Here is a 21,909-nt window from a genome sequence, read left to right on the forward strand (position 1 = left end):
ACTTGAATGAAAAAATCAGAAGCAACCCGTCTTAGTATTCTTCAGAAAGCCTTTGAACTCATTTATGTAAAAGGATATCAAACCACCAGTATTGATGAGATTATTGCTACAACACAGGTAACAAAAGGAGCATTCTATTATCACTTCAAAACGAAAGATGAAATGGGGATTGCTATTATCAATGAACTTCTTAAACCTACATTTAAAAAAACTTTTGTAGAACCTCTTCAGCAAAGCCACAATCCATTGGATAGCATTTATAAGCTGATGCATGAAGTATTGATGGACAATGAATTTCTAAAAGTTGAATATGGCTGTCCTGCCTCTAATTTCACACAGGAAATGGCGCCATGGAATATAAATTTCACCAAAGCTCTGAATGATTTGTCTGAACAGTGGGAACATGCCATGACAGAGAGTATAAATAATGGTAAAGAAGCAGGTACCGTTAAACAAACCGTTAACGCAAAAGAAATTGCAGTCTTTGTGATGTCTGGGTACTGGGGAGTAAGAAATCTTGGAAAACTCGAAAATTCCAAATCAGTGTATCTTATTTATTTAAAAGGACTTAAAGCCTATTTTGAAACTCTTCAATAATTTTTTTAAACAAAAACATACTAATTAGTATGTTTTTATTATACCTTTGCTCTGTTCAAAAATAACTAGGCATGTATCAGACACTTACTTTCCTGCATTCAACCTTCCGATGGCTCGTTCTATTAAGCCTTATTTATTCAATATTCCGGGCTTATAAGGGATATTTTTCCGCAGGTCAGTTTACAAAGACGGATAATTCTGTAAGACACTGGACTGCTACCATAGCTCATATCCAACTGGTTCTTGGGATGATATTGTATATTAAAAGTCCCATTGTCCGATACTTCTGGAAAAATTTTTATGAAGCCAAAGAATCATTTGATCTGTTGTTCTTCGGACTTATTCATATCACAATGATGATTACTGCTGTTATCCTGATCACTATTGGATCAGCTTTGGCTAAGAGAAAACCGGAAGACCGGGAAAAGTTTAAAATAATGATGATATGGTTTATAGCTGCATTAGTCATGATTTTCATTGCCATTCCCTGGCCCTTCTCTCCTTTTGTTAACAGACCTTATTTCAGATAATTATGATACATTTATTCAAAACTAAAATAGGACGCCTGAGAATATTGGCCATCCTTGAAGGTATTTCTTTATTAAGTTTAATTTTCATTGCAGTTCCTGTTAAATACGGATTGAATGCTCCTTTCCTTGTAAGCACGCTAGGGCCGGTTCATGGTACTTTATTTCTACTTTTTCTATTCAATACATTGAGTGTGGGTGTAGAACAGGGCTGGAAATTTAAGGAGACAACATGGAAAGTTATCTTAGCCTGTTTTATTCCCTTTGGAACTTTTTATATTGACAGAAAAATTTTAAGCAAACTATAAGAAACTTACTGATATTAGGAGGAATCGTTCTTACAGTATATGTGATCTACAGAGTTTATCAATATCAGACCCTGGACAAAGATCTGAATCAGCTGATCAGAAAAGGAGCTGTAATCCTTGATGTGAGAACGGAGAAAGAATATGCTATGGGCCATATAGCAGGCTCTGTCAATATTTCTTTGGGAACCATCAGGGAGCGCTATATTGAGCTGAATCCCGAAAAAACATATATTACAGTATGCTCTCATGGTCTCCGAAGTGTAAAAGCAGAAAATATATTAAAAGAGAAGGGTTTCAAACATGTTTACAATGGGGGTGCCTGGAGTGACCTCCAGCATATGATACAACAATAAAGAGTTCAAACCAAAAATGGGACAAAATGTTCATTTCAAGCCATAATTAATTAATATTTAATGAGTTAATCTTAATCATATCGAATGGTGGTTTCTCAATATCAATTACAAAATCATACTCCCCATGCATATTAACATGCTGCCAAGTCATTATAGAGCTATTTTTCATTAATTCTATATTCTCTTGTATTTTCTCCTTCTGCTCAATTTCGGAAAGTTTATTTGAGATAAAAAGATAGTTCCATAAGATAATTGCATTTTGAATTAAATGTCTGCATGCTACAGCAATTTCTTGCTCTTCTTTTGTCTCATATTTAAATTCTTGATTGTTGCCAAAAAAAACAGCTTTAGCAAAAAGATGTGATAGTTCAATTTTATTCAATTGTTTTTCAATGCTTTGTCTTAAAGAAGGCTCATCAAAATACCGTAATAAAAATAAAGTTTTATGAATTCTACCAATTTCTTTCATTGCTTTATATAAAGGATGTTGCTTTGAATAAGAGCTTAATCGTTTCAAAATAATAGAAGCCTTAACTTCTCCCAACTTAATTGAACATAATAATCTCAATATATTTTCCCATTGCTCTTTAATGATGTTCTCATCTATATACATACTTTTTGAAGGAAGAATTTTATAACCTTTGCTTTCATAAGTATTTCTTGGAAAATCTTTAAATGTGTATAAAAGTTGACCATTGTAATTTTTTATTCTTAGAGCAAATAAAATTCCTAAAGAATTGCATACCCCAAATATGATTTCACTATATCCATGGGTGTCTGTAGAATGCATGTCACTCTCTATATCTTTGTTATGGAGAAGTCCATCAAGTATATATCCAGCTTCTCTTTCAGAAGCACTAATTACACTGTTATAAAAAAGTTTACTTTTTTCATCAATAAAACTATAAGCGGAAATACCTTTTCCGGTTCCAAAATATTTAAAAGAATGTGTTGCATTGATTGAAGGAACAGTTACGTTAAATTTTTGTCCATCACTTGAAGTGTGTAATGAATTTTTTTTCTGAAGGTATATTTTGGGTAGTGAAAGTTTGTCCGTAATTTCTAAAATCATTTGATTCGCTTCATCAATATTATCCCTACTAAAAAACCACCTTACTACATATTCTAATTTATCAGCTCCGATACCTGTAGATATTTTACCCATTTTCCTTACACCAATATTGCATCCTAAAGCTATAACTGCTGCATAAATAATACTTCCTGCAGGAGAATCTTTACTTGATTTTCGGCTGTAGTGTAAAAAAGATGAAGTAAAATCTGTCGAATAATTTATGTCTGATAATATTTTTGTAAGAGGAATATAAACATTTTCTCCAATAGCCTCATGAACAAAATGACTTGTTACTTCGGTCAATTTTGGGGTGGTTACTTAGACTATAGTTTAACATTGGTAGTAGAATACAATAATTTCAGACAAATTAACAGTATTAATCACATACCAAAAACACCCACTCTAAAATTGGTAAAATTTATTTATATTTATTAACAAAAAAATTCTAACATGAAGGCAAGATATATAAGAGTATCTACATTAAACCAAAAAATTGAACGGCAGTTAGAAAAACAATATCCTGATGAAAAAATATATATAGATAAACTTAGTGGCTCAATTCCATTTAGTGAGAGAGTCCATGCAAAAGAGCTTCTAAAAGCCGTTGAAGAAAATAAGATACATTACATGAGTGTTTCAAGTATTGACAGATTAGGAAGAAATACATTGGATGTATTACAGACTATTGAGAAATTGCACAAAAATAATATTTGTTTGAAGGTAGATAATTTAGGGCTGGAAAGTTGGGTTAATGGAAAAGAAAATCCAACATTCAAATTGATCATAAGTGTTTTAGCCAATATCAGTGAAATGGAAAGGAACTCTTTATTAGAGAGACAAAAAGAAGGAATTGCAATTGCAAAAGCTAAAGGAACCTATAAAGGGAGATTAAAAAATACAACAGAATCTGTGGACGAATTTCTAGCCAAGTACCCGAATGTTATTCATTATTTAAACAAAAAAAATCCACCAACCATTATAGAAATTGCTAAACTCACAGATTGCTCTAAAAATACAGTACAAAAAGTTAAAAAATATATCCATTACAAATAATTTCTATAACTGCCTACCATTATACAGTAAACAATTAATTCAAAATTTCTTCAGAATTGGAGATATAGATTTGTAATATGAAGATCTTAATAATAGAAGACGAAACAGAATTGGCAAAAAGTATCTCCGAATATCTTTCTGGAGAAAACTATTTATGTGAGTTTGCAACGACATTTGGTGACGCAATGGACAAAATAGAGACTTTTAATTATGATTGTATTCTGCTTGATATCATGCTTCCAGATGGAAACGGACTTACTATTTTAGAAGAATTGAAAAAGCAAAATAAACAAGATGGTGTTATCATTATTTCTGCGAAAAATGCTTTAAATGATAAAGTAAAAGGTTTACAATTAGGTGCAGATGATTATCTTACCAAACCTTTTCATCTTTCCGAATTAATGGCCAGGATCTATTCTATCATCCGCAGAAAACAATTTAATAATTCAAATGTTGTAAGGCAGAATGAAGTAGAGATTGATCTTTTAGCAAAAACTGTTTCAATTAATAATCAGACCATTACTCTTACCAAAAAAGAGTTCGATCTGTTGCTCTATTTTATAGGAAATAAAAATAAGGTAATTTCCAAAAGCACTTTAGCAGAACATTTGTCTGGTGATTTTGCAGATATGCTTGACAATCATGATTTTGTATATGCACACGTAAAGAATCTGAAAAAGAAATTATATGATGCCGGATGCGATCATTATCTGAAAACAGTGTATGGAACAGGATATAAATGGGAAAGTAACTAAATATCTATGAAACCATTATTAAGCAAGACTACAAAGCCATTTATTATTTATGTCCTTATCATTCTGGTCATTAGTATTCCTGTATATTATGTTGTAATTGATACTATTTGGAAAGGTGAATTGGACGAACATAATGGAACAATCGCGGAAAAAACTGCTTATGAATTTAATAGTCTAAAGCTTTCTGATCAGGAGTTAGAAAAAAGTTTAGTGCTTTGGAATCAGATCCAGCCGGGAACCGATATTAAAAAAGCATTATCCAATAGTACAAAAAAAGATGTGTTTTTTACTGTAGAAAAGCAGAAAACGTTTATATCGCAACCTGAGATAGAACGATATAGATGCTTAATGAAAGTGATTTATATTAATAATAAGCCTTTCCTTTTTACCGTTGAAACCAATATTGAAGAATCTCAGGAAACCGTTGCTGCCATTGCTTTAGTAACCATTTTCTTCTTTATTCTTATCGTTGTTGGTTTATTGTTTTTAAACAAAAGGCTTTCAGCTTCAGTCTGGGAGCCATTCCGAAATACTTTGGATAAGCTTAAAAGATTTAATCTTAACAGCCAGACAAAAATCGAATTTGATAAAACTGACATAACAGAATTTGAAGAACTCAACCAATCTTTAAGAAAATTAATAGACCACAATATTTCGGTTTTTAAAACTCAAAAAGAATTCACCGAAAACGCTTCACACGAATTACAGACTCCTTTAGCAATTTTGAAAAACAAGTTGGATATTTTACTGCAAAGCGAAGATCTTACAGAAAGACAATATCAGATTGCTGAAGAAATGTACAGGGCTTTAACAAGAATTTCCAGAATTAATAAAAACCTTTTGTTGCTGGCCAAAATCGACAATAGTCAGTTTGATAACGCTGAAATTATTCAATTTGATGGCTTATTAGATCAAAGTATGGAAATATTACAGGAACATTTCGATCATAAAAATATTTCTGTTGATAAAAATATTTCTTCTGATATAAAAGTAAACGGAAACAGCGGTTTAACGGAAGTTCTTATTAATAATCTGATACTAAATGCAATTCGGCATACTTCACCTAACGGATCAATCTCGGTTAAACTAACAAGTTCTGTGCTTGAGGTTGCTAATTCCGGAACAGAAAAATTGAATACAGAGTTTTTATTCAAGAGGTTTTCAAAGCTTTCATCGGATCATAAAGGTAGTGGTTTAGGATTGGCTATAATTAGTGAAATTTGCAAATTTCATCAATGGAAAATCAGCTATAAATTTGAAAATAGTATGCATATTTTTTCTATCGTATTATAAAAATTTAAATTATGATTTAGGAAAATTCATTTCGAACACCAAGAGAAAACCATAGTTAAAAAAATGGCAAAATGAAAGCTAAATACTTTTACAAAAAATAAGCATTCTAAATTTCTACAAAATTGTATATCAAATTTGTAAGAAAAATATGAAAACGCTAAATAAGGTAGCAGCTGTAACCCTTCTCTTCTGGCTGATGAAAATAACAGCAACCACACTGGGAGAAACTTTGGGAGATTTTATTTCTATGACGCTCAACCTTGGTTACACTGTTGGAATAGGAATCACCCTCTTATTTTTCATCATTATTATTACAATACAGCTGAATGTAAAAAAATACATTCCGGTCATTTACTGGCTGGTAATTATAGGAACAACCACATTAGGAACGGAAATTTCAGATTTTATAGACAGAACCCTGAAAACCGGATATTTATTGGGTAGTTTAATGCTGGTAAGCGGTCTTTTGACGACGCTTTTTCTATGGTATAAAAAATATAATACTCTTGAAGTATATCCGGTTTTTGAAAGAAATAAAGAAATTTTTTACTGGGTTGCTATTCTTTTCTCCAACAGTCTGGGAACAGCGTTTGGAGATTACCTGAGTGATAATTTAGGATATAGCTATTTAGCAGGAGCTGTAATTACGGGTGTTATCATACTTATTGTTGTTCTGCTTCATTATTTTACAAAGCTTAATCATGTTCTGCTGTTTTGGGTCGCTTTTGTTTTTACAAGGCCTTTTGGAGCAACTTTCGGAGATTTTCTTACTAAATCTATTTTAAAAGGTGGATTAAATCTAAGTACACTATACGCTTCATTGATTTCTTTAGGTCTATTATTTCTGATGATTATTATATCACATCAAAAGCAAAAGAAAGAATTAGATCTTCAAAACTAAAAATTCAAAATTTCTTCTAAATCATTCCTGAATATTGCCTTACAAATTAAAAATTTAATTAAAATGAAAAAGTTAGCATTCCTATTGACAGTGATTTCAGCTGTAGCTTTTGTTAATGCTCAAAAAGTTCAGCAGAAAGATGTTCCTACATCTGCCCAGAAAGGTTTTCAAAAACAATTTCCAACTATTAAAGAGGTAAAATGGGTAAAAGAAGATGGTAATTATGAAGCAGGTTTTAAAGTAAAAGGAACGGAAACTTCTGTTGTGATCACTCCTTCAGGCAACATTCTTGAAACAGAAACAGAAATGAGTATCAATTCTCTTTCTGCACCAATCAAAGCATATATCACTAAAAATTACCCCAATCAGAAAATAAAAGAAGCCGCGAAAATTAAAGATGCAAAAGATATTATTACCTATGAGGCAGAAATAAGTGGAAAAGATCTGATTTTCGACAAAAATGGAAAATTTTTAAAGGAAAACAAAGACTAAACTTAATAATATGAATAGAATCAAGCTCTTAGCGTTTTTAGTAATGCTGCTATTTTCTTCCATAGCTTTTGCACAGGTGGCTGTTGTTACCATTTCCGGAAATGTAAAAAATAAGATGAAATTGTTAGGGTTGTCTTATGTTAATATAATGGCAAAAAATGCAAAAGATTCCACATTTGTTGCCGGAACGATAACTGATGAAGAAGGCAAGTTTTCATTAACCGGAATCAAACCTGGACACTATCAGCTGGAGTTTTCACATTCAGGATTTAGAAAGCAAGCTCAATCTCTTTTTGTGGGAAGCCTTTCAGAATTTTTGGAAATTTCTGTTGTAGAACTTGAACCGCAGGAAGAAAAAGAATCAAAAATTGAAGAAATTGTTTTAACTGGTTCTAAAAAGAATGAAATCAGCAATCAGCTTGATAAAAAAACATATTCTGTTGCCGATAATATCAGCCAAAGCGGAGGTTCGGTTTTACAAAGTATGCAAAATCTTCCCGGAGTAACTATCCAGGACGGAAAAGTGCAGCTGCGCGGTAACGATAAAGTAACTGTTTTAATTGATGGTAAACAAACGGCATTGACTGGTTTTGGAAGCCAAAGCGGACTGGATAATATTCCGTCTTCTGCAATTGATAAAATTGAAATCATCAACAATCCTTCATCAAAATATGATGCCAACGGAAATGCCGGAATCATTAATATTATTATGAAGAAAAATAAACAGAACGGCTGGAACGGGAAAGTTGGTTTTATTTATGGTACAGGTTCCTATTGGGTAAGAAAAGAAAACTTGCCAACGATAAGACCTCAATATACGATTACACCAAAAATAAATCCTTCGGTTTCGCTTAACTATAGAAAAGATAAGGTTAATATTTTCCTTCAGGCTGATAATTTATACACGGAAACATTGAATAAAAATGAATTTGTAACCAGAACTTACGACGATGGAACAATCATTAATTCACAATTAAAAAGAAATAGAAACACAAATTATCTTACCACAAAAGCCGGAATCGACTGGAATATAGATGCTCAAAATACAATAACAATCTCAGGATTGTATGGAAGTGAGAAAATTATAGATCGTGGAGACCAGCCATTTTTCAATGGAGATCTCTCTCAACGTCTTCGACTTTGGCAGTTTTTAGAAGATGAGTTGAAAACCACGATTATGGGAACTGCTTCTTATCAGCATAAATTCAAAGATGTAGGACATGTATTGAATGTCGGATTCAATTATACATTCCACAGAGAAGACGAGAAATATTTTTACGACAATTATTTGCCGGCTTCAACCGGAACAGATGCCTTTAAATTATTGTCTGACGAACAGGTTTATGATTTTAATATTGATTATGTGAAACCTCTGAAATACGGACGCATTGAGACAGGAATTAAACTGAGAAACAGAAGTATTCCTACGGATATGAATTTTATTCCTGGTACAAATTCTGTTTTGGATGCCAATGCAGGAGGTTGGGCAACTTATAAAGAGTTGATTCCTGCTGTTTATGGTAATTATATTTTCGAAAACGAAAAGTGGGAAGCGGAACTTGGTGTAAGACTGGAATATGTGAAAATTCAGTATGATGTGAATCCCAATCATCCGACGTACAAAAGTGACAGCTATAATTATACACAACCATTTCCAAACCTGAGACTGGCTTATAAATTAAACGATCAAAACAAGTTATCTGTATTTTATAATAGGAGAGTTGATAGGCCAAATGAAGTTGATATCCGTATTTTCCCAAAATATGATGATGCTGAAATCATTAAAGTCGGAAACCCACAGTTAAGACCTCAGTTTACCAATTCGATTGAGTTTGGACACAAATATAATTGGGATAAAGGATATTTGTATTCAGCTTTATACCACCGTTTTGCTAATGGAACAATTACTAGAATTTCAAGTATTGTTCCTGAAAGTACACTGATTTATGCTGTATTTCAAAATGCAGGGAAAAGTTATAATTCAGGGCTGGAAATGATCTGGAATCAGAAAGTTTCGAAAACATATTCTTTTAATATTAATGGAAATATATACAGAAATCAGATTGATGCATTTTCGGTAGAAAACCTTTATCCAAAACCCAATATATTTTCTGCTAATCGGAAAACGGCCATTTCAGGAAATGTAAAATTGAATAACACTTTTAAGCTTTCTAAAGGTTTTGACGCTCAATTGACAGCTGTTTATCTGGCTCCAGATATTATTCCGCAAGGGAAAATAGGCTCAAGGTTTTCAATGGACTTGGGAGCGAAAAAATCGATCCAAAACGGAAAAGGAGAAATATTCTTAAACGCCACAGATTTGCTGAATACAATGGTAATTAAGAAGAAAATACAGGGGAATGGATTTACTTATACAAGTGATGATTATTATGAAACTCAAGTTGTAAGATTAGGCTATAGTTATAAATTTTAATAAAAAACTCAACAGTGATCATGGATAATTTAGTAGAAGCTGTAAGCAGTTATGTAACATTATTTCTTTCAGAAAATCTTTCAGAGGATTTTTCTTTTCACTGTATGGGGCATACCTATGATGTAGTAAATGCGGTACGGGAAATTGGTGCACAAAGTAACCTTTCGGAGGAGGAAATGCTTGTCTTACAGGTGGCAGCCTGGTTTCATGATTGCGGATATGTGAATCTTTATATTGGTCATGAAGAGGAAAGTAAAAAAATAGCACAGAATTTTTTAGAAAATTTCGGATGCGAAAAAGATTTTATTTATACTGTTTTAAGCTGTATTGATTCTACAAAATATCCTCCAAAACCTTCTTCTTTAATTGAAAAAGTGCTGTGTGATGCAGATCTATATCATTTGGCATGTCCGAACTATCCAAAGTATGAAAAAGCAATACGACAAGAGTTTGAAAAATATCTTGGACTGGCTTATACAGATGAAGAATGGCTGGTAAAGAACTGCAAATTCTTAACGGATCATGAATATTACACAGACTACGGTCAAAAAGTTCTTACAAAGTTTAAAGAAGTGAATATTCAATTAAAGAAGTATTCCGAATAAATTTTAAAATCAATTAATAACTTACTAAGATGTCAAAGTTTACTAAAAAAACAGCATTCCGCCTTTTCGTATTAATTTTTGCTTGTGGAAAAATGTCTGCACAAACAAGCAATGATACCATTCAGGTTCAGGAACCAAATAAAAACAGTATTATTGCATTAAGCACTGAAAAAAGTCATTTAAATTATAAAAGCTTAATCATTCCTACCGCACTTATTGGTTACGGAGTCGCCAGTTTGTCTGTGAATGGTCTTAAGCAATTAAACTTCTCCACCAGAGACGAAATTAATGAGCATAAACCCGATCATATCAGATTGGATAATTATACACAGTTTGCCCCTGCAGTTTTGGTGTACGGATTAAATGCAATCGGACTGAAGGGAAAACATAATTTTAAAGACAGAAGTATCATCTACGGAACTTCAATGTTAATTACATCAGCAATTATAGTTCCTTTAAAACATATTGTTAAAGAAGAAAGACCGGATGGATCCAATAATCTATCATTTCCTTCGGGGCATACGGCTATAGCATTTGCTTCTGCTCAATTTATGTTCAGGGAATATAAGGATACCAACTTCTGGCTGGGAGTTTCAGGATATTCATTTGCCGTTTTTACAGGAGTTTACAGAATGTTAAATGATAAACATTGGGTAGGGGATGTCGTTGCAGGTGCTGGTTTTGGGATACTTTCTACAGAATTAGCCTATTGGTTATGTCCTAAAGTTAATAATCTGTTGGGAGGTAAAAATAAAAGTACAGCGACGATGGTAATGCCATTTTATCAGGATAAAAGTATGGGAATAGGTTTGGTTAAAACTTTTTAAATTAATAAGAAATATGTGGTTCTATTATGCGCTGTTGTCGGCATTATTTGCGGCATTTACAGCTGTTTTTGCCAAAATGGGAGTTTCCAATGTCAATTCTAACCTCGCAACCGGGATAAGGACTGTGATTATCCTTGTGTTGGTATGGAGTATCGTGTTCATAAAAGGTGAAGCGAAAGATATAGGTTCGCTGTCAAAATTTAATATTATTTTTCTTGTTCTTTCCGGGATTGCAACCGGATTATCGTGGCTGTTTTATTTTAAAGCATTGCAAATAGGAAAAGTGTCGCAAGTAGCCGCTGTAGATAAATTAAGTGTGGCTATTGCCATTATTTTATCTGTATTATTTTTCAAAGAAACATTAACGTTAAAAACAGCAATCGGAGCTTTGTTAATCATTGGCGGAACTATTTTGTTTGCAATGAAATAGTTGGGTTCTCATCATCAAATTATTTAACGAAGTGGACATTTTGCCCCATTTTTGGTTTGAACCCAATAAAAAAGGAAACATCATCTCCCACAGATCCCGTTGACCTGCGGGAGATTTGTAGTATTCAGCTATTCTTTTCCGGCAGCCAGACCACTTTCTGTTGAGATTCATGATCCATTCCTATAATATCTCTGTACAGCTCAGGTCTGCGGGCTTTCATATATCTGAAACCTCCAGCCTGGGTAAGTTTTTCATGAGTAATCACAGCTGATTCAAAACTATCTTCAAATGAATGGCATTCTGCAATAATATCCCCGAAAGGATCTATAATCATTGAACATCCGTTTTTCAACTGATCATCATCCATACCAATAGGATTTGAGAAAACAATATAAGCTCCGTTATCGTAGGCTCTTGCCGGAAGCCATTTCATCAGCCAGTCTCTGCCTTTCATCCCATTAAATTCTAACCGTAATGAGGTGGGGTCATTTTCCCTTTCATACCAAAGTTCAGGGTCCACAAACCCTGCCCCTGGCCTTGTAGAAGGTGTACACATGGTAACGTGAGGCATGAAAATAATATCGGCACCAAGAAGTTTGGTCGCTCTCACATTTTCAATAATATTATTATCGTAGCAGATTAGAATCCCGCACTTCCATCCTAATATATCAAATACACAATATTCACTGCCTGGCGTAAGGTGAGGATTGATAAAAGGATGCAGCTTTCTGTATTTGGCTTTTAATCCCGTTTTATCCACACAGACATAAGCTTTAAAAAGGTTGTTATTTTCGTCCTTTTCAAAAAGGCCGGCCAGGATGGTAATATTATATAGGCCTGCAATATGCTGCAGCTTTTGAATACTTTCTCCGTTGGGAATGAATTCAGCAATATCAAGAAGCTGTTCCCGGGAAAGTTTCCGGGCAAAGGTATATCCCGTAACAGAACATTCATGGAAAGCAATTACATGTGATCCCTTGGCAGCGGCCTGAGCAGCTAATTTTTCTATAATGGAAAGGTTGTATTCCTTATCTCCACTTTTATTTTCAAATTGTGCGGTAGAAATTTTAATATTCATTATTTTTTTCAGCAAAACTAGATCACAGCATAACTGAAAAATTGTATAAAACCGACATTTTGATTTAGAGCTCAATGAAATTAACAGCCATTTTATTTTCTGTCTTCACATACTGTTTGGGAGTGAGCCCTGTATTTATTTTGAAATCCCGGATCAGGTGAGACTGATCTGCATATCCTGCATCATAAGATAGGCTTGTCATATTCTCATCCCCAATTCCTTTATTGATAAGACTTAAGAAATAATGAAGCCTGGTAATGCCACTGTATTTTTTAGGAGATATTCCCATATAATTTTCAAATTTCCTTTCCAGATGGCGCTCTGAATATCCTGTAAATTTTTCCAGTTCTTTGGATGAGACAGAACCTCTATTCTGAAGAATATAGTGCTGTACTCCTCTTATAAAATGATAGTCAGGGCCTATTTCTGCAGACAAAAATTCAGTAAAAAAGATATTAAGGCTGCTGATTACTGATAAAGGATCTGCTTTATTGAAAAGCCTTTCCTGAAATGGATGTAACTGATGTTGTAATATATCTTCTGCGGAAATAATTTGATTTTGGATCTCCTTTGCAGAAATCTTTAAAAGAATATTGAAAAAATAGGGCTGAAACACCACAGCCATTAAAGAAAAGCTCCCTTTCGAATAAAAGTCCCTGTAGCTGTGTAAAGCTCCATAAAAAAAAGAAAGAGGCATCCGCTCGACCGAACTATTGGAATGCAAATTCATATCACCCGACAGGATAAGGCCTGTACTGCCATCGGTAAATAGCCTTACATTCTTACTATCCTCTTCAGAATTCTCCAAAAAGATATAATGCCTGATGAAAGGCGCCAAATGTGTAGGTGGCGAAATCTGCATCTTTCAAATGTACATAAAATCTTTTTCAACTCCTTAAATTCTTAAAATCACAGCATTTCTGAAACTTCATAGATTGTAAAAATCTGCCTATTCACTAGAAGCGTGGCTTCAGCCAAAATGTATAAAAAAAGACACTTTTATCATGCAACAATTCATCATATTAATTTCGAACTTGTCTAAAGTAAAAGAAAGAATGATATTTCCTAAAAAGTTGTATCATTCTTTCAAAAAAGTTGTGTTAGACAAAGATATAATAAAAAAGAGTTTAGCTCTTATTTGGATTTAGGGCACTCAAAAAATAATTGTAAAGTGCCATTAGAAGCGGTTGTAAGTGCAATTTTGTATCGTTTAAAGACAGGGTGCCAATGGCGAGAACTTCCAATAAAGCAATTTTTCCATTCGACTTATTCCTGGAAAAGTGTATATTATCATTTCAGAAAATGGTGCAGAAACGGGAATTGGGAACGGTTAAAGGAGGGTCTTTTTGAGAAATACAAAACGTATTTGGATTTATCCTGTGTTCAGCTTGATGGTTCTCATACCCCGGCAAAGCAAGGTGGAGAAAGAGTTGGCTACCAAGGTCGAAAAAGGTGCAAAACCACCAATATGTTGTTCTTATGTGATAATCAAGGTATTCCATTGGGATGTAGCCAAGCTATTGATGGGAACCACAATGACCTTTTTGAAATTGAAAATCATGTAGATGAAATTTTATCCAGTCTCAAAAGATCATCCATAAAGACTGATTATTTGTTTATCAATGCAGATGCAGGCTTCGACAGTGAGCACTTTAGAAAATTTTGTACAAAAAAGGAGTTAGTGCCCAATATTGCCTTTAATAAAAGAAATGGAAATATCGCTGACAGGAATGTTATTTTTGATGAAAAATTATACACAAGAAGGTTTGTTATTGAGCGTATGAATGCATGGTTAGACGGATTCAAAGCCTTATTAATGCGGTTTGAAACTAGAGCTTTACATTGGAAATGTATTCACATCATTGCTTTTTGCCTTATTCTAATCAGGAAACTTTAGACAAGTTCTTCATATACTTGCCTGTTTAAATTTCTAAATTTGATTTTTTGTATACCATTCAAATCTTTATCCAAATCACATTCTTTAAGGATTTTTTTGATTAAAAAGATAATGTACTGATGAGGTGTTTCTAATGCAAAGCTGTAGCTCATTATCCATATTTTCAGAGAGCAAAGGGTAGAATCAACTTCGTTGATTCGTCGAAGCGTATGGATAAGCATATATCTTCATCAGTGACGAAGCCGCATCACTTTGCCCGCTTAAAATAAAGCGGAATTATTCATAAGCTTTGTATTAATCTTTTTAATCAAAAAATAATTTCAAACTGACTATTGAGTCTTGTCAACAAAATACAACTGATAACAAAATATATAAGAATTCCTGAATAAAATTTAAACAGGCTCTTACTAAAAATATATTTTTAACCTATGATACCACATTTCATTTAGGTTTGGTCAGGTATTTGAATGTTTTACTGAATATTATTCATGATAATTCTGTAAAAGAATTTTCTTTTTAACAATCAACCAATCACTAAAATATAATATGATGTCAACACAAAATCTTACCCATCTCGAAGCAATCAAAAAGATCAAGGAACTGTCGGAAAATGCAAAAATATGTATGTTCTGTACAGAATTGGATACCATTCCTGTCAATTCACGGCCAATGACACTTCAGGAAACGGATGACAGCGGTAATCTGTGGTTTATCAGCAGTGGAACCAGTAATAAAAATTTTGAAATAAAAGAAGACCGCAGAGTACAGTTATTTTTCATGAATAACAGCGATACTCAATATCTTTCTGTTTACGGGGAGGCTTCTGTTTACAAAGACAAGGCAACCATTGAAGACAAATGGTCTCCTTTGGCAAAAGCATGGTTTGACGGAAAAGATGACCCGAACGTTACCATCATTCGTGTAGAGCCTAAGGAAACTTATTATTGGGATACAAAAGCAGGCAAGCTTGTCAGTCTTTTTAAATTTGTAAGCTCAGCGATTACAGGAAACAAAACAGATAATTCTGACGGTGTAGAAGGAAATGCAGTTATATAATTGTATATAAAAGCCGGAAAATATAAGTCCGAAGCATCTTAAATTAAAATTCCCACAGATCTCACGAATTTCACAGAGCAGAAAAATCGGTGGAATCTGTGGGAATTGGCTTACAAATGATACAAATTATTTGAACCCGGTTTATCCGGTATGAAAAGAATGAATAACTATCAATTCTGATTTTTTAGCTCCGAAAGAATCTTTTTCAATTCTTCAGACTCATTTTCTGTTAAAGGTTGTAAAGGGCTTCTCAGATTGCCCCCTTCTTCACCCAGAATACTGAGTCCGGCCTTAACCGCTCTTGGTAAGCCTTTACTGACAATAAATCTAAGAAGATCAAACTGCTGATAGAAAATATCTTTAGCTTTTCCTAAATTTCCTTCTTCAACAGCATTATACAAACTGACATTCAATTCAGGAATAAGATTAGGCGCGGCAGTACACCAACCTCTGGCACCCGCAGAAAAGGCAGCCAATGCCAAAGGATTTGAACCATTGTAAAAGGCTACATCTTCCCCTAGTTCCCTTCTTAAATAATGCATTCTCTGAATGTCCCCTGAACTTTCCTTGATCATGGTCACATTAGGAATTTCAAGCAATCTTTTCAAAAGAGCCGGAGACATATCTACTCCACTGGTTGCCGGATTATTATAAGCCATAATCGGAATAGAGATTTTCTTGGCTACAGCATCATAATGAGCTACAATTTCATCATCGGTAAGTTTCCAGTAACTCATGGGAATAATCATCACCGCATCTGCTCCGGCCTTCTCTGCAAACCGGGCATGGTGAATTGTTTTTTCTGTAGTAAGATTGGATACTCCTACCAGCGTAGGAACTCTTCCTTTTACCTGTTCTATAGTAGCTTCCGTAATTGCTTCCTTTTCCTCATCAGATAAATAAGGCATTACACCTGTACTTCCTAAAGGAGCAACTCCGTGGCTTCCGGATGTAATCAGTCTTTCTACCAAGTGCTTAAAAAGAGGAACATTCACTTTTTCATGGTCATCAAAAGGAGTAATCGGATAAGCGATGATCCCTTTAAACGGAACATTTTTCATATTTATTTTATTTAAAATTAATAATGGTTGATGATACAGTTACAGGTCTCTACCCTCTTCCTCTCTTAATGCAACTCCTAAATTCTGTAGTTGGGGTGCATTTTCACAGGCAATATATTTAGCCGGTTCTGTGTCGCTTAGATTCTGATGTTTATGCCATGCCCATGAAGGAATATAAACAGCATCTCCGGCCTCCCAATGTACTCTTTCATCTTCCACTTCTGTCCATCCCTTTCCTTCAATCACATACAATACCGTTTCGTAAGTATGACGGTGTCTGTTGGTCTGTTGACCGGGTAATAACCCTCCAATAGTCATACTCACATTCTTACTGGGAAGATCAACAAAAAAAACAGGATGTTTTCTTTCGGTTGAAAACTGATTGTGTTCACCTGCATTTTCTACATTTTTATGGATTAAATGGCTTGGCTTTGCATATTTTGGTCTTGCAAATGTTTCGTGAAAATCTTTAGAACTGAATTCTTTTTTGTTCATGATTTTAAAATTATAATGGTTTTGTGCTTTATTGCATGACAAAATTATTCTATATTTGGACTGTTTAAATGATTCAGTTTTTACATAAACAGATAGTCCAGATGCTACGACCTTGGAAATTAGAGTTTGAAATTGACAGAAAGCTTGATAAAGCAGTATATCTGCAGATTGCAGATAGTATTATAACTGATATACGCTCAGGACGGCTGAAACCCGGAGATGCTCTTCCCGGCAGCAGGAACTTGGCTACAACCTTAAAAATAAACAGAAATACTGTGGTAGAAGCTTATCAGGTGCTGATTAATGAAGAATGGGTTATTTCCAAAGAAAGAAAAGGAATTTTTGTATCGGATCAACTGCCTGCTTTACATCATAAAAGGATAAATAAAAGCACCGATAATCAGGATCAGCCCATGAAGTCAGGAGGCATACTTATTAATTTTGATGACGGTCATCCGGACAGTAAAATTGCTCCTGTAACGGAATTAGCCAGAGCATACAGACAGATATTCAGTATAAAGGCCAAATGGCAGATGATGGGATATGGAGATGAACACGGAGATATAGAGTTCCGGAATATGATTGCCAAAATGCTGAACCATCAGCGTGGAATGCAGATCCATGACCATGAAATATCCATTACCAGAGGCAGTCAGATGGCCATGTTTTTAACGGCTCAGAGTCTTTTTATCTCAGGTGACCATGTGATTGTAGAAGATCCGGGCTACAACCCTGCATGGCGGGCTTTTGAATATTCAGGAGCCACGTTATTACCCGTATCTGTAGATAAGGAAGGAATTAATGTTGAAACTATTGAGAAACTCTTGGTTCAACATAAAAATATAAAAGCGATCTATATTACGCCCCATAGGCAATATCCCACCACGGTTACTTTAAGTTTATCCAGAAGACTAAGGTTAATAGAACTCTCTAATCAATATGACATTACGATCATTGAAGATGATTATGACAATGAATTTCATTTTGGCTACCGCCCCATCCTGCCTATTTCAAGCTTCCCGGAACTCCGGCAGTATGTATATATCGGAACATTAAGTAAAGTCGTAGCGCCGGCATTAAGGATTGGCTATCTGGCGACTAAAAATCAGGATTTATTACAAAAAATTGGTGATCTTAGAAAGATTATCGATGTTCATGGAGATGTGATCATGGAACAGGCAGTGCTTCAGCTCATCAAAGAAGGAGCCGTAAAAAAACACATTAAAAAAGCAACCGTTCATTATAAAAATAAAAGAGATTTTACGTTTAGGATTTTGAAAAAGTACATGACTGAAGTTGCCGACTTTACATTGCCTGAAGGCGGCCTGGCATTTTGGATTGTCCCTAAAACAACGTTGAACTGGGATTTGGCCACCACTTTATTGCTTGAAAAAAATATCAGAATTATTCATCCTAAGCAATACAGTCAAAATGACGTCAATGGCTTTAGATTGAGCTATGGTACGCTTACAGAAGAGCAATTGGAGCAAAGTATACAGATTATTTCGGAGATCCTGACCTCGCTTTCTCAAAAAACATGATACGTAGAATGCTATCCTACATCAGTCTATATGAATCTCAACATTTCAAATATTTAAAACACATTAGAACATTTTAGCAAGTTTAAAATAATAGCGCATAAGTAAGTGCATTTAAGATGAAAATCAAGATCTTTTTAAAACTTTAGTGTACTTTATATGCGCAAAGCTGGAAACTTTAATAATTTAAGTGTTTAAAAAATTTTGTAACTTTTGACTATGTCGAATCTTCGATTTGTGGTTACAAAAAAATCCTAACCTACTACGCTTGAATTCCTACGGTATGACAAACATATACCCGTAAAAAATAAAATCCCGCTTAAAACGGGATTTTTATATTTAGTTTTTGATAAATTTAGCATTGAGCGCCCCTATTTTATAAAAATAAGTCCCTTTAGGAAGCCCTTCGACATCAATAGAAATAAGGTTTTCCATAGAACCGAAGATTTGTTCATCACAAGTGGTTATTCTACTTCAAAAATAGCCTGAATTTCAACGGAAGAGTTTACTGGAATAGAGGAAGCTCCCAATGTACCTCTGGCATGTTTTCCTTTTTCTCCAAAAACCTCAACACTAAGATCCGAAGCAATATTCATCAGGTCAGCATGTTTGGTATAATCATCTTTCGTATTAAAGATTCCCGTAAGCTGAACACACTGTTTCACCCTGCTTAAATCTCCTCCTACAGCTTCTCTCAGGACAGACAGTACGTTAAGCATGGTAACTTTGGTAGCCTCTTTTACCTGCTGTTCGTTCACCTCAACACCCAGTTTCCCGGGATTAACTATTTTTCCGTCTTTTAAAGCCACCTGATTGATAAATACAAGGTTTCCGGAACGTACGAATGGCTGATAATTTCCGGCAGGTTTGGGAACCTGAGGAAGAACAATATTTTTTTGTTTTAAAATTTCATTGAAATCCTGGTGGTTTTCAACAACAGGCATACCTTTTTTTGAATGGGTATCTTTCAACGCCAAAGCTACTTTTGCAAAATTTTGCCCTTGCAGCTCTGCCAGATGGCGCTCCCCTTTTGTAGGTCTTTCCACATCTTTTAAAGAAGCCATACTGGTTACTCCTAAGACTGTATTTCCCTGTGGGATTGCTTTGTTAAGTTCTTCGGTACCACGGATTCCGTTGGAGACCAAAATCATTCCATGTACGGCAAGACTGTTCCAGAATGCCTGAAGGGCAAGCTCTTTTCCGGCACCACTTCCTGCGGACATAAAAACAGTTGCTGGAACTCCTTCCAAAGCATGGCTGGTCCAGAGCTGAACGGTTTTAGATAAAAATTCACTCATTCCGGTGCTTATGTTTCCAAAATAAACAGGAGAACCAAAAGCAATTCCGTCATAAGCACTAAGCTCATCTACTGTTGCTACCGGTATATTTTTTAAAATCGGGTTTTGAGAGGCTTTCACCAGTTTAATATAGGGAACTGCATTGTTTTCACTTTCAATTCCTTTAGCTATTTCCTTAGCCAGCTCGTAAGTTCCCCCATTATCCGAATGGATGAGAACCAATACTTTAGCTTTATTCTGTGCCATGATGTTGACGGTGTTAAATAGTAAAATTAAAATAAAAAAAGAACATATTTTTTTCATTCTGAATAAGATATAAGTTTATGATACAAATTTAGTATTGTCGTTTTTATTAAATTTGCCAAAAAATATATACAAAACGTCAATATGAAATGTGGACTGATTGAAAAAACAGAAAGCCAGTTTGTAGATACCATCGAAAAAGAAGCTTATGTATGGTGTGAAAAAAACTGGAAGCATGATGAATATGAACATGTACATAGCCGTGCCCAGCTTACTTTTGTAGAGGAAGGCTATCAGTATTTTCATATTGACCGGAAAATCTATCTTGTTCCTCAGTATCATGTGATCTGGGTTCCTTCCGGAAAAGCACACAAAATAACTTCCGAAGCAAAAACGGTTAACCTGATGCTGTTTTTATTTAAATCTGTTTTTGAGGATGAATTTTACCAGCATGTTCAGGTATTTGCAGTTCCTCCCGTTCTCAAAGAAATGCTCCTCTATGCCTCCAAATGGAACCAGTTATTAGTAGAAAATGAAGAACAGGACATTTTTTTCAAAGCTATTTTAAAAAGTCTTCCCAATTTCTGCAGGGAGAGCAATGGGTTGGAAATTCCCGTTCCAATGGATACCAGACTAATCCCTGTTTGTAATGAAATCAATTCTCATTTTAAATACAATCTGGATATTGACGCTTTGGCAGAAAAAGCACAGATGTCAGTAAGAAGCCTGCAGAGAATCTTTAAAAATGAAACTGGAATAACATTACAGAAATACCTTCAGCTGACAAGGATTCTTAAAAGTATTGAACTTATAGATACCAGACAGTTTACGTTGAGTGAAGTGGCCTATAAAGTAGGTTATCAAAGTCTTTCTGCATTTACCACCTCTTACTTTGCGGTAATGAAAGTAAAGCCTAAACTGAATAAAAATCAGGGGGTTTCATCATAGGGCATATCTACAGGCTTAGATTCCGGAGACCCTTTTTCACGAAACCAAATAGACAGGATCACTAAAGAGGCAACAGCTAAAAATTCGCTTTGCCAGTTTTGAAAAGATTCAAACCAAAACCGGGATTCTGTGAGATACTGGCTTGTGCTTACCGGAGGTTTATCATTCATAATCTGCTCATTATTAAAATCTTTTAAGCTTCCATAGAAGTGCAGTATAAAGCTGGCAAGGAACAAAATCCCAAAAGCCAATGACAAAGAATGTTTGTAAATTTTCAGCCATATCCCTCCTTTTTTAACAGGCCATGGAGCTTTGGGATGTACGATGGGCTCTCGGTCCACATCTTCCTTTCCCTCCATTGATTTTGATTCACTGGAACCTTTCTGTCTCAGGGATATTGTTAACAAAACATATAACATCATCTGCAGAAATTCACTTTCCCAGTTTTCGAAAGTTGCCTGTATAAAATGACCGCTGTATATATATTGAGTGAGTGTCAAAGCTTTTTGCCCATTTTCAGCCAATTCTTTATTTTCAACGCTCCATCCCGTAAAAAACTGACCGAGAAGAGAGCATAACATTAAAGCTATCAAAACAATACTCAGGCTGTTACGATAAAAGAAACTTGATCGAGACATATTTTCTTAA

The 21,909-nt window shown here is 34.5% G+C and carries 25 protein-coding genes; 17 read left to right on the forward strand and 8 right to left on the reverse strand.

The genetic code is table 11. The annotated features are described in order from the left end of the window. The first annotated feature begins 6 nt into the window (after positions 1–6). The 4 genes from LQV47_RS09740 to LQV47_RS09755 all read left to right on the forward strand — a co-directional run bounded on the left by LQV47_RS09740 (position 7) and on the right by LQV47_RS09755 (position 1,785). Entirely contained in the window at positions 7–597 is a 591-nt protein-coding gene (locus LQV47_RS09740; RefSeq protein ID WP_230036339.1) for a TetR/AcrR family transcriptional regulator, read from the forward strand. Between the two features lie 71 nt (positions 598–668). Further along, positions 669–1,127: a hypothetical protein gene (locus LQV47_RS09745; RefSeq protein ID WP_230036341.1), complete on the forward strand. Its 459-nt coding sequence runs from the start codon at positions 669–671 to the stop codon at positions 1,125–1,127. Between the two features lie 2 nt (positions 1,128–1,129). After that, positions 1,130–1,432: a DUF3817 domain-containing protein gene (locus LQV47_RS09750; protein WP_230036343.1), complete on the forward strand. Its 303-nt coding sequence runs from the start codon at positions 1,130–1,132 to the stop codon at positions 1,430–1,432. A 41-nt stretch (positions 1,433–1,473) separates the two neighbouring features. Next, on the forward strand, positions 1,474–1,785 hold the full coding sequence (locus LQV47_RS09755; protein WP_230036345.1) for a rhodanese-like domain-containing protein: 312 nt from the start codon (positions 1,474–1,476) through the stop codon (positions 1,783–1,785). Positions 1,786–1,831: 46 nt separating this feature from the next. On the opposite strand, the gene LQV47_RS09760 is transcribed toward LQV47_RS09755, so the two are convergent. Continuing rightward, the gene (locus LQV47_RS09760; RefSeq protein WP_230036347.1) at positions 1,832–3,160 is read right to left on the reverse strand and encodes a transposase; all 1,329 of its coding nucleotides are present in this window, start codon (positions 3,158–3,160) and stop codon (positions 1,832–1,834) included. 147 nt (positions 3,161–3,307) lie between these two features. Here LQV47_RS09760 and LQV47_RS09765 point away from each other — a divergent pair, with 147 nt between their 5' ends. The 9 genes from LQV47_RS09765 to LQV47_RS09805 all read left to right on the forward strand — a co-directional run bounded on the left by LQV47_RS09765 (position 3,308) and on the right by LQV47_RS09805 (position 11,647). Then, a complete protein-coding gene (locus LQV47_RS09765; protein ID WP_185204567.1) occupies positions 3,308–3,910 on the forward strand; it encodes a recombinase family protein in 603 nt (200 codons plus the stop codon). 77 nt (positions 3,911–3,987) lie between these two features. Next, positions 3,988–4,665: a response regulator transcription factor gene (locus tag LQV47_RS09770; protein ID WP_230036349.1), complete on the forward strand. Its 678-nt coding sequence runs from the start codon at positions 3,988–3,990 to the stop codon at positions 4,663–4,665. A gap of 6 nt (positions 4,666–4,671) precedes the next feature. Continuing rightward, positions 4,672–5,958 carry a HAMP domain-containing sensor histidine kinase gene (locus LQV47_RS09775; protein ID WP_230036350.1) on the forward strand — a complete coding sequence of 429 codons (1,287 nt, stop codon included), beginning with the start codon at positions 4,672–4,674 and terminating at the stop codon, positions 5,956–5,958. Positions 5,959–6,106: 148 nt separating this feature from the next. Then, positions 6,107–6,859: a hypothetical protein gene (locus LQV47_RS09780; RefSeq protein ID WP_230036352.1), complete on the forward strand. Its 753-nt coding sequence runs from the start codon at positions 6,107–6,109 to the stop codon at positions 6,857–6,859. Positions 6,860–6,922: 63 nt separating this feature from the next. After that, the gene (locus LQV47_RS09785) at positions 6,923–7,351 is read left to right on the forward strand and encodes a PepSY-like domain-containing protein (RefSeq protein WP_230036354.1); all 429 of its coding nucleotides are present in this window, start codon (positions 6,923–6,925) and stop codon (positions 7,349–7,351) included. Between the two features lie 10 nt (positions 7,352–7,361). Beyond that, positions 7,362–9,785, forward strand: a complete 2,424-nt coding sequence (locus LQV47_RS09790; protein WP_230036356.1) for a TonB-dependent receptor — start codon at positions 7,362–7,364, stop codon at positions 9,783–9,785. Between the two features lie 20 nt (positions 9,786–9,805). Further along, positions 9,806–10,390, forward strand: a complete 585-nt coding sequence (locus tag LQV47_RS09795) for an HD domain-containing protein (protein ID WP_185204573.1) — start codon at positions 9,806–9,808, stop codon at positions 10,388–10,390. Between the two features lie 29 nt (positions 10,391–10,419). Continuing rightward, the gene (locus tag LQV47_RS09800; protein ID WP_230036358.1) at positions 10,420–11,217 is read left to right on the forward strand and encodes a phosphatase PAP2 family protein; all 798 of its coding nucleotides are present in this window, start codon (positions 10,420–10,422) and stop codon (positions 11,215–11,217) included. 13 nt (positions 11,218–11,230) lie between these two features. After that, a complete protein-coding gene (locus LQV47_RS09805) occupies positions 11,231–11,647 on the forward strand; it encodes an EamA family transporter (RefSeq protein WP_185204575.1) in 417 nt (138 codons plus the stop codon). A 124-nt stretch (positions 11,648–11,771) separates the two neighbouring features. Here LQV47_RS09805 and LQV47_RS09810 read toward each other — a convergent pair whose 3' ends face one another. Together LQV47_RS09810 and LQV47_RS09815 are read right to left on the reverse strand one after the other, a co-directional pair. Further along, on the reverse strand, positions 11,772–12,725 hold the full coding sequence (locus LQV47_RS09810) for a nitrilase family protein (protein ID WP_230036360.1): 954 nt from the start codon (positions 12,723–12,725) through the stop codon (positions 11,772–11,774). 64 nt (positions 12,726–12,789) lie between these two features. Beyond that, positions 12,790–13,587 carry an AraC family transcriptional regulator gene (locus tag LQV47_RS09815; RefSeq protein ID WP_230036362.1) on the reverse strand — a complete coding sequence of 266 codons (798 nt, stop codon included), beginning with the start codon at positions 13,585–13,587 and terminating at the stop codon, positions 12,790–12,792. A gap of 309 nt (positions 13,588–13,896) precedes the next feature. On the opposite strand from LQV47_RS09815, the gene LQV47_RS09820 reads away from it, so the two are divergent. Continuing rightward, entirely contained in the window at positions 13,897–14,622 is a 726-nt protein-coding gene (locus tag LQV47_RS09820; protein ID WP_230036364.1) for an IS5 family transposase, read from the forward strand. A 546-nt stretch (positions 14,623–15,168) separates the two neighbouring features. Then, entirely contained in the window at positions 15,169–15,678 is a 510-nt protein-coding gene (locus LQV47_RS09825; RefSeq protein WP_230036366.1) for a pyridoxamine 5'-phosphate oxidase family protein, read from the forward strand. A 170-nt stretch (positions 15,679–15,848) separates the two neighbouring features. On the opposite strand, the gene LQV47_RS09830 is transcribed toward LQV47_RS09825, so the two are convergent. Together LQV47_RS09830 and LQV47_RS09835 are read right to left on the reverse strand one after the other, a co-directional pair. Next, positions 15,849–16,739 (reverse strand): dihydrodipicolinate synthase family protein, encoded by an 891-nt coding sequence (locus LQV47_RS09830; protein WP_230036368.1) that lies wholly within the window; start codon positions 16,737–16,739, stop codon positions 15,849–15,851. A gap of 39 nt (positions 16,740–16,778) precedes the next feature. After that, a complete protein-coding gene (locus LQV47_RS09835) occupies positions 16,779–17,234 on the reverse strand; it encodes a cupin domain-containing protein (protein ID WP_115917919.1) in 456 nt (151 codons plus the stop codon). A gap of 101 nt (positions 17,235–17,335) precedes the next feature. Between LQV47_RS09835 and LQV47_RS09840 the strand changes: the two genes are divergently transcribed. Beyond that, on the forward strand, positions 17,336–18,775 hold the full coding sequence (locus LQV47_RS09840; protein WP_230036370.1) for a PLP-dependent aminotransferase family protein: 1,440 nt from the start codon (positions 17,336–17,338) through the stop codon (positions 18,773–18,775). 336 nt (positions 18,776–19,111) lie between these two features. Here the strand turns inward: LQV47_RS09840 and LQV47_RS09845 are convergent, their stop codons facing one another. Continuing rightward, positions 19,112–19,207, reverse strand: a complete 96-nt coding sequence (locus tag LQV47_RS09845; protein ID WP_230036372.1) for a T9SS type A sorting domain-containing protein — start codon at positions 19,205–19,207, stop codon at positions 19,112–19,114. A gap of 29 nt (positions 19,208–19,236) precedes the next feature. After that, on the reverse strand, positions 19,237–20,373 hold the full coding sequence (locus tag LQV47_RS09850) for an Atu1372/SO_1960 family protein (protein ID WP_230036374.1): 1,137 nt from the start codon (positions 20,371–20,373) through the stop codon (positions 19,237–19,239). Positions 20,374–20,457: 84 nt separating this feature from the next. Between LQV47_RS09850 and LQV47_RS09855 the strand changes: the two genes are divergently transcribed. Beyond that, complete coding sequence (locus tag LQV47_RS09855; protein ID WP_230036376.1) at positions 20,458–21,261, forward strand: AraC family transcriptional regulator; 804 nt, start codon at positions 20,458–20,460, stop codon at positions 21,259–21,261. Here LQV47_RS09855 and LQV47_RS09860 read toward each other — a convergent pair. After that, positions 21,243–21,899: a DUF6766 family protein gene (locus tag LQV47_RS09860; protein ID WP_230036378.1), complete on the reverse strand. Its 657-nt coding sequence runs from the start codon at positions 21,897–21,899 to the stop codon at positions 21,243–21,245. The two genes, LQV47_RS09855 and LQV47_RS09860, sit on opposite strands and share 19 nt — an antisense overlap. Between the last annotated feature and the right edge of the window lie 10 nt (positions 21,900–21,909).

Source organism: Chryseobacterium sp. Bi04, from assembly GCF_918698085.1.
Taxonomy (GTDB): Bacteria; Bacteroidota; Bacteroidia; order Flavobacteriales; family Weeksellaceae; genus Chryseobacterium.

What these genes read in the sequence shown, in the direction of transcription:
- LQV47_RS09855 (WP_230036376.1), top strand. Translation starts at nt 20,458, where the DNA reads ATGAAATGTGGACTGATTGAAAAAACAGAAAGCCAGTTTGTAGATACC.
- LQV47_RS09835 (WP_115917919.1), bottom strand. Translation starts at nt 17,234, where the DNA reads ATGAACAAAAAAGAATTCAGTTCTAAAGATTTTCACGAAACATTTGCA.
- LQV47_RS09740 (WP_230036339.1), top strand. Translation starts at nt 7, where the DNA reads ATGAAAAAATCAGAAGCAACCCGTCTTAGTATTCTTCAGAAAGCCTTT.
- LQV47_RS09765 (WP_185204567.1), top strand. Translation starts at nt 3,308, where the DNA reads ATGAAGGCAAGATATATAAGAGTATCTACATTAAACCAAAAAATTGAA.
- LQV47_RS09800 (WP_230036358.1), top strand. Translation starts at nt 10,420, where the DNA reads ATGTCAAAGTTTACTAAAAAAACAGCATTCCGCCTTTTCGTATTAATT.
- LQV47_RS09775 (WP_230036350.1), top strand. Translation starts at nt 4,672, where the DNA reads ATGAAACCATTATTAAGCAAGACTACAAAGCCATTTATTATTTATGTC.
- LQV47_RS09850 (WP_230036374.1), bottom strand. Translation starts at nt 20,373, where the DNA reads ATGAAAAAAATATGTTCTTTTTTTATTTTAATTTTACTATTTAACACC.
- LQV47_RS09745 (WP_230036341.1), top strand. Translation starts at nt 669, where the DNA reads ATGTATCAGACACTTACTTTCCTGCATTCAACCTTCCGATGGCTCGTT.
- LQV47_RS09750 (WP_230036343.1), top strand. Translation starts at nt 1,130, where the DNA reads ATGATACATTTATTCAAAACTAAAATAGGACGCCTGAGAATATTGGCC.
- LQV47_RS09830 (WP_230036368.1), bottom strand. Translation starts at nt 16,739, where the DNA reads ATGAAAAATGTTCCGTTTAAAGGGATCATCGCTTATCCGATTACTCCT.
- LQV47_RS09810 (WP_230036360.1), bottom strand. Translation starts at nt 12,725, where the DNA reads ATGAATATTAAAATTTCTACCGCACAATTTGAAAATAAAAGTGGAGAT.
- LQV47_RS09790 (WP_230036356.1), top strand. Translation starts at nt 7,362, where the DNA reads ATGAATAGAATCAAGCTCTTAGCGTTTTTAGTAATGCTGCTATTTTCT.
- LQV47_RS09815 (WP_230036362.1), bottom strand. Translation starts at nt 13,587, where the DNA reads ATGCAGATTTCGCCACCTACACATTTGGCGCCTTTCATCAGGCATTAT.
- LQV47_RS09825 (WP_230036366.1), top strand. Translation starts at nt 15,169, where the DNA reads ATGATGTCAACACAAAATCTTACCCATCTCGAAGCAATCAAAAAGATC.
- LQV47_RS09785 (WP_230036354.1), top strand. Translation starts at nt 6,923, where the DNA reads ATGAAAAAGTTAGCATTCCTATTGACAGTGATTTCAGCTGTAGCTTTT.
- LQV47_RS09845 (WP_230036372.1), bottom strand. Translation starts at nt 19,207, where the DNA reads ATGGAAAACCTTATTTCTATTGATGTCGAAGGGCTTCCTAAAGGGACT.
- LQV47_RS09780 (WP_230036352.1), top strand. Translation starts at nt 6,107, where the DNA reads ATGAAAACGCTAAATAAGGTAGCAGCTGTAACCCTTCTCTTCTGGCTG.
- LQV47_RS09840 (WP_230036370.1), top strand. Translation starts at nt 17,336, where the DNA reads ATGCTACGACCTTGGAAATTAGAGTTTGAAATTGACAGAAAGCTTGAT.
- LQV47_RS09770 (WP_230036349.1), top strand. Translation starts at nt 3,988, where the DNA reads ATGAAGATCTTAATAATAGAAGACGAAACAGAATTGGCAAAAAGTATC.
- LQV47_RS09795 (WP_185204573.1), top strand. Translation starts at nt 9,806, where the DNA reads ATGGATAATTTAGTAGAAGCTGTAAGCAGTTATGTAACATTATTTCTT.
- LQV47_RS09860 (WP_230036378.1), bottom strand. Translation starts at nt 21,899, where the DNA reads ATGTCTCGATCAAGTTTCTTTTATCGTAACAGCCTGAGTATTGTTTTG.
- LQV47_RS09805 (WP_185204575.1), top strand. Translation starts at nt 11,231, where the DNA reads ATGTGGTTCTATTATGCGCTGTTGTCGGCATTATTTGCGGCATTTACA.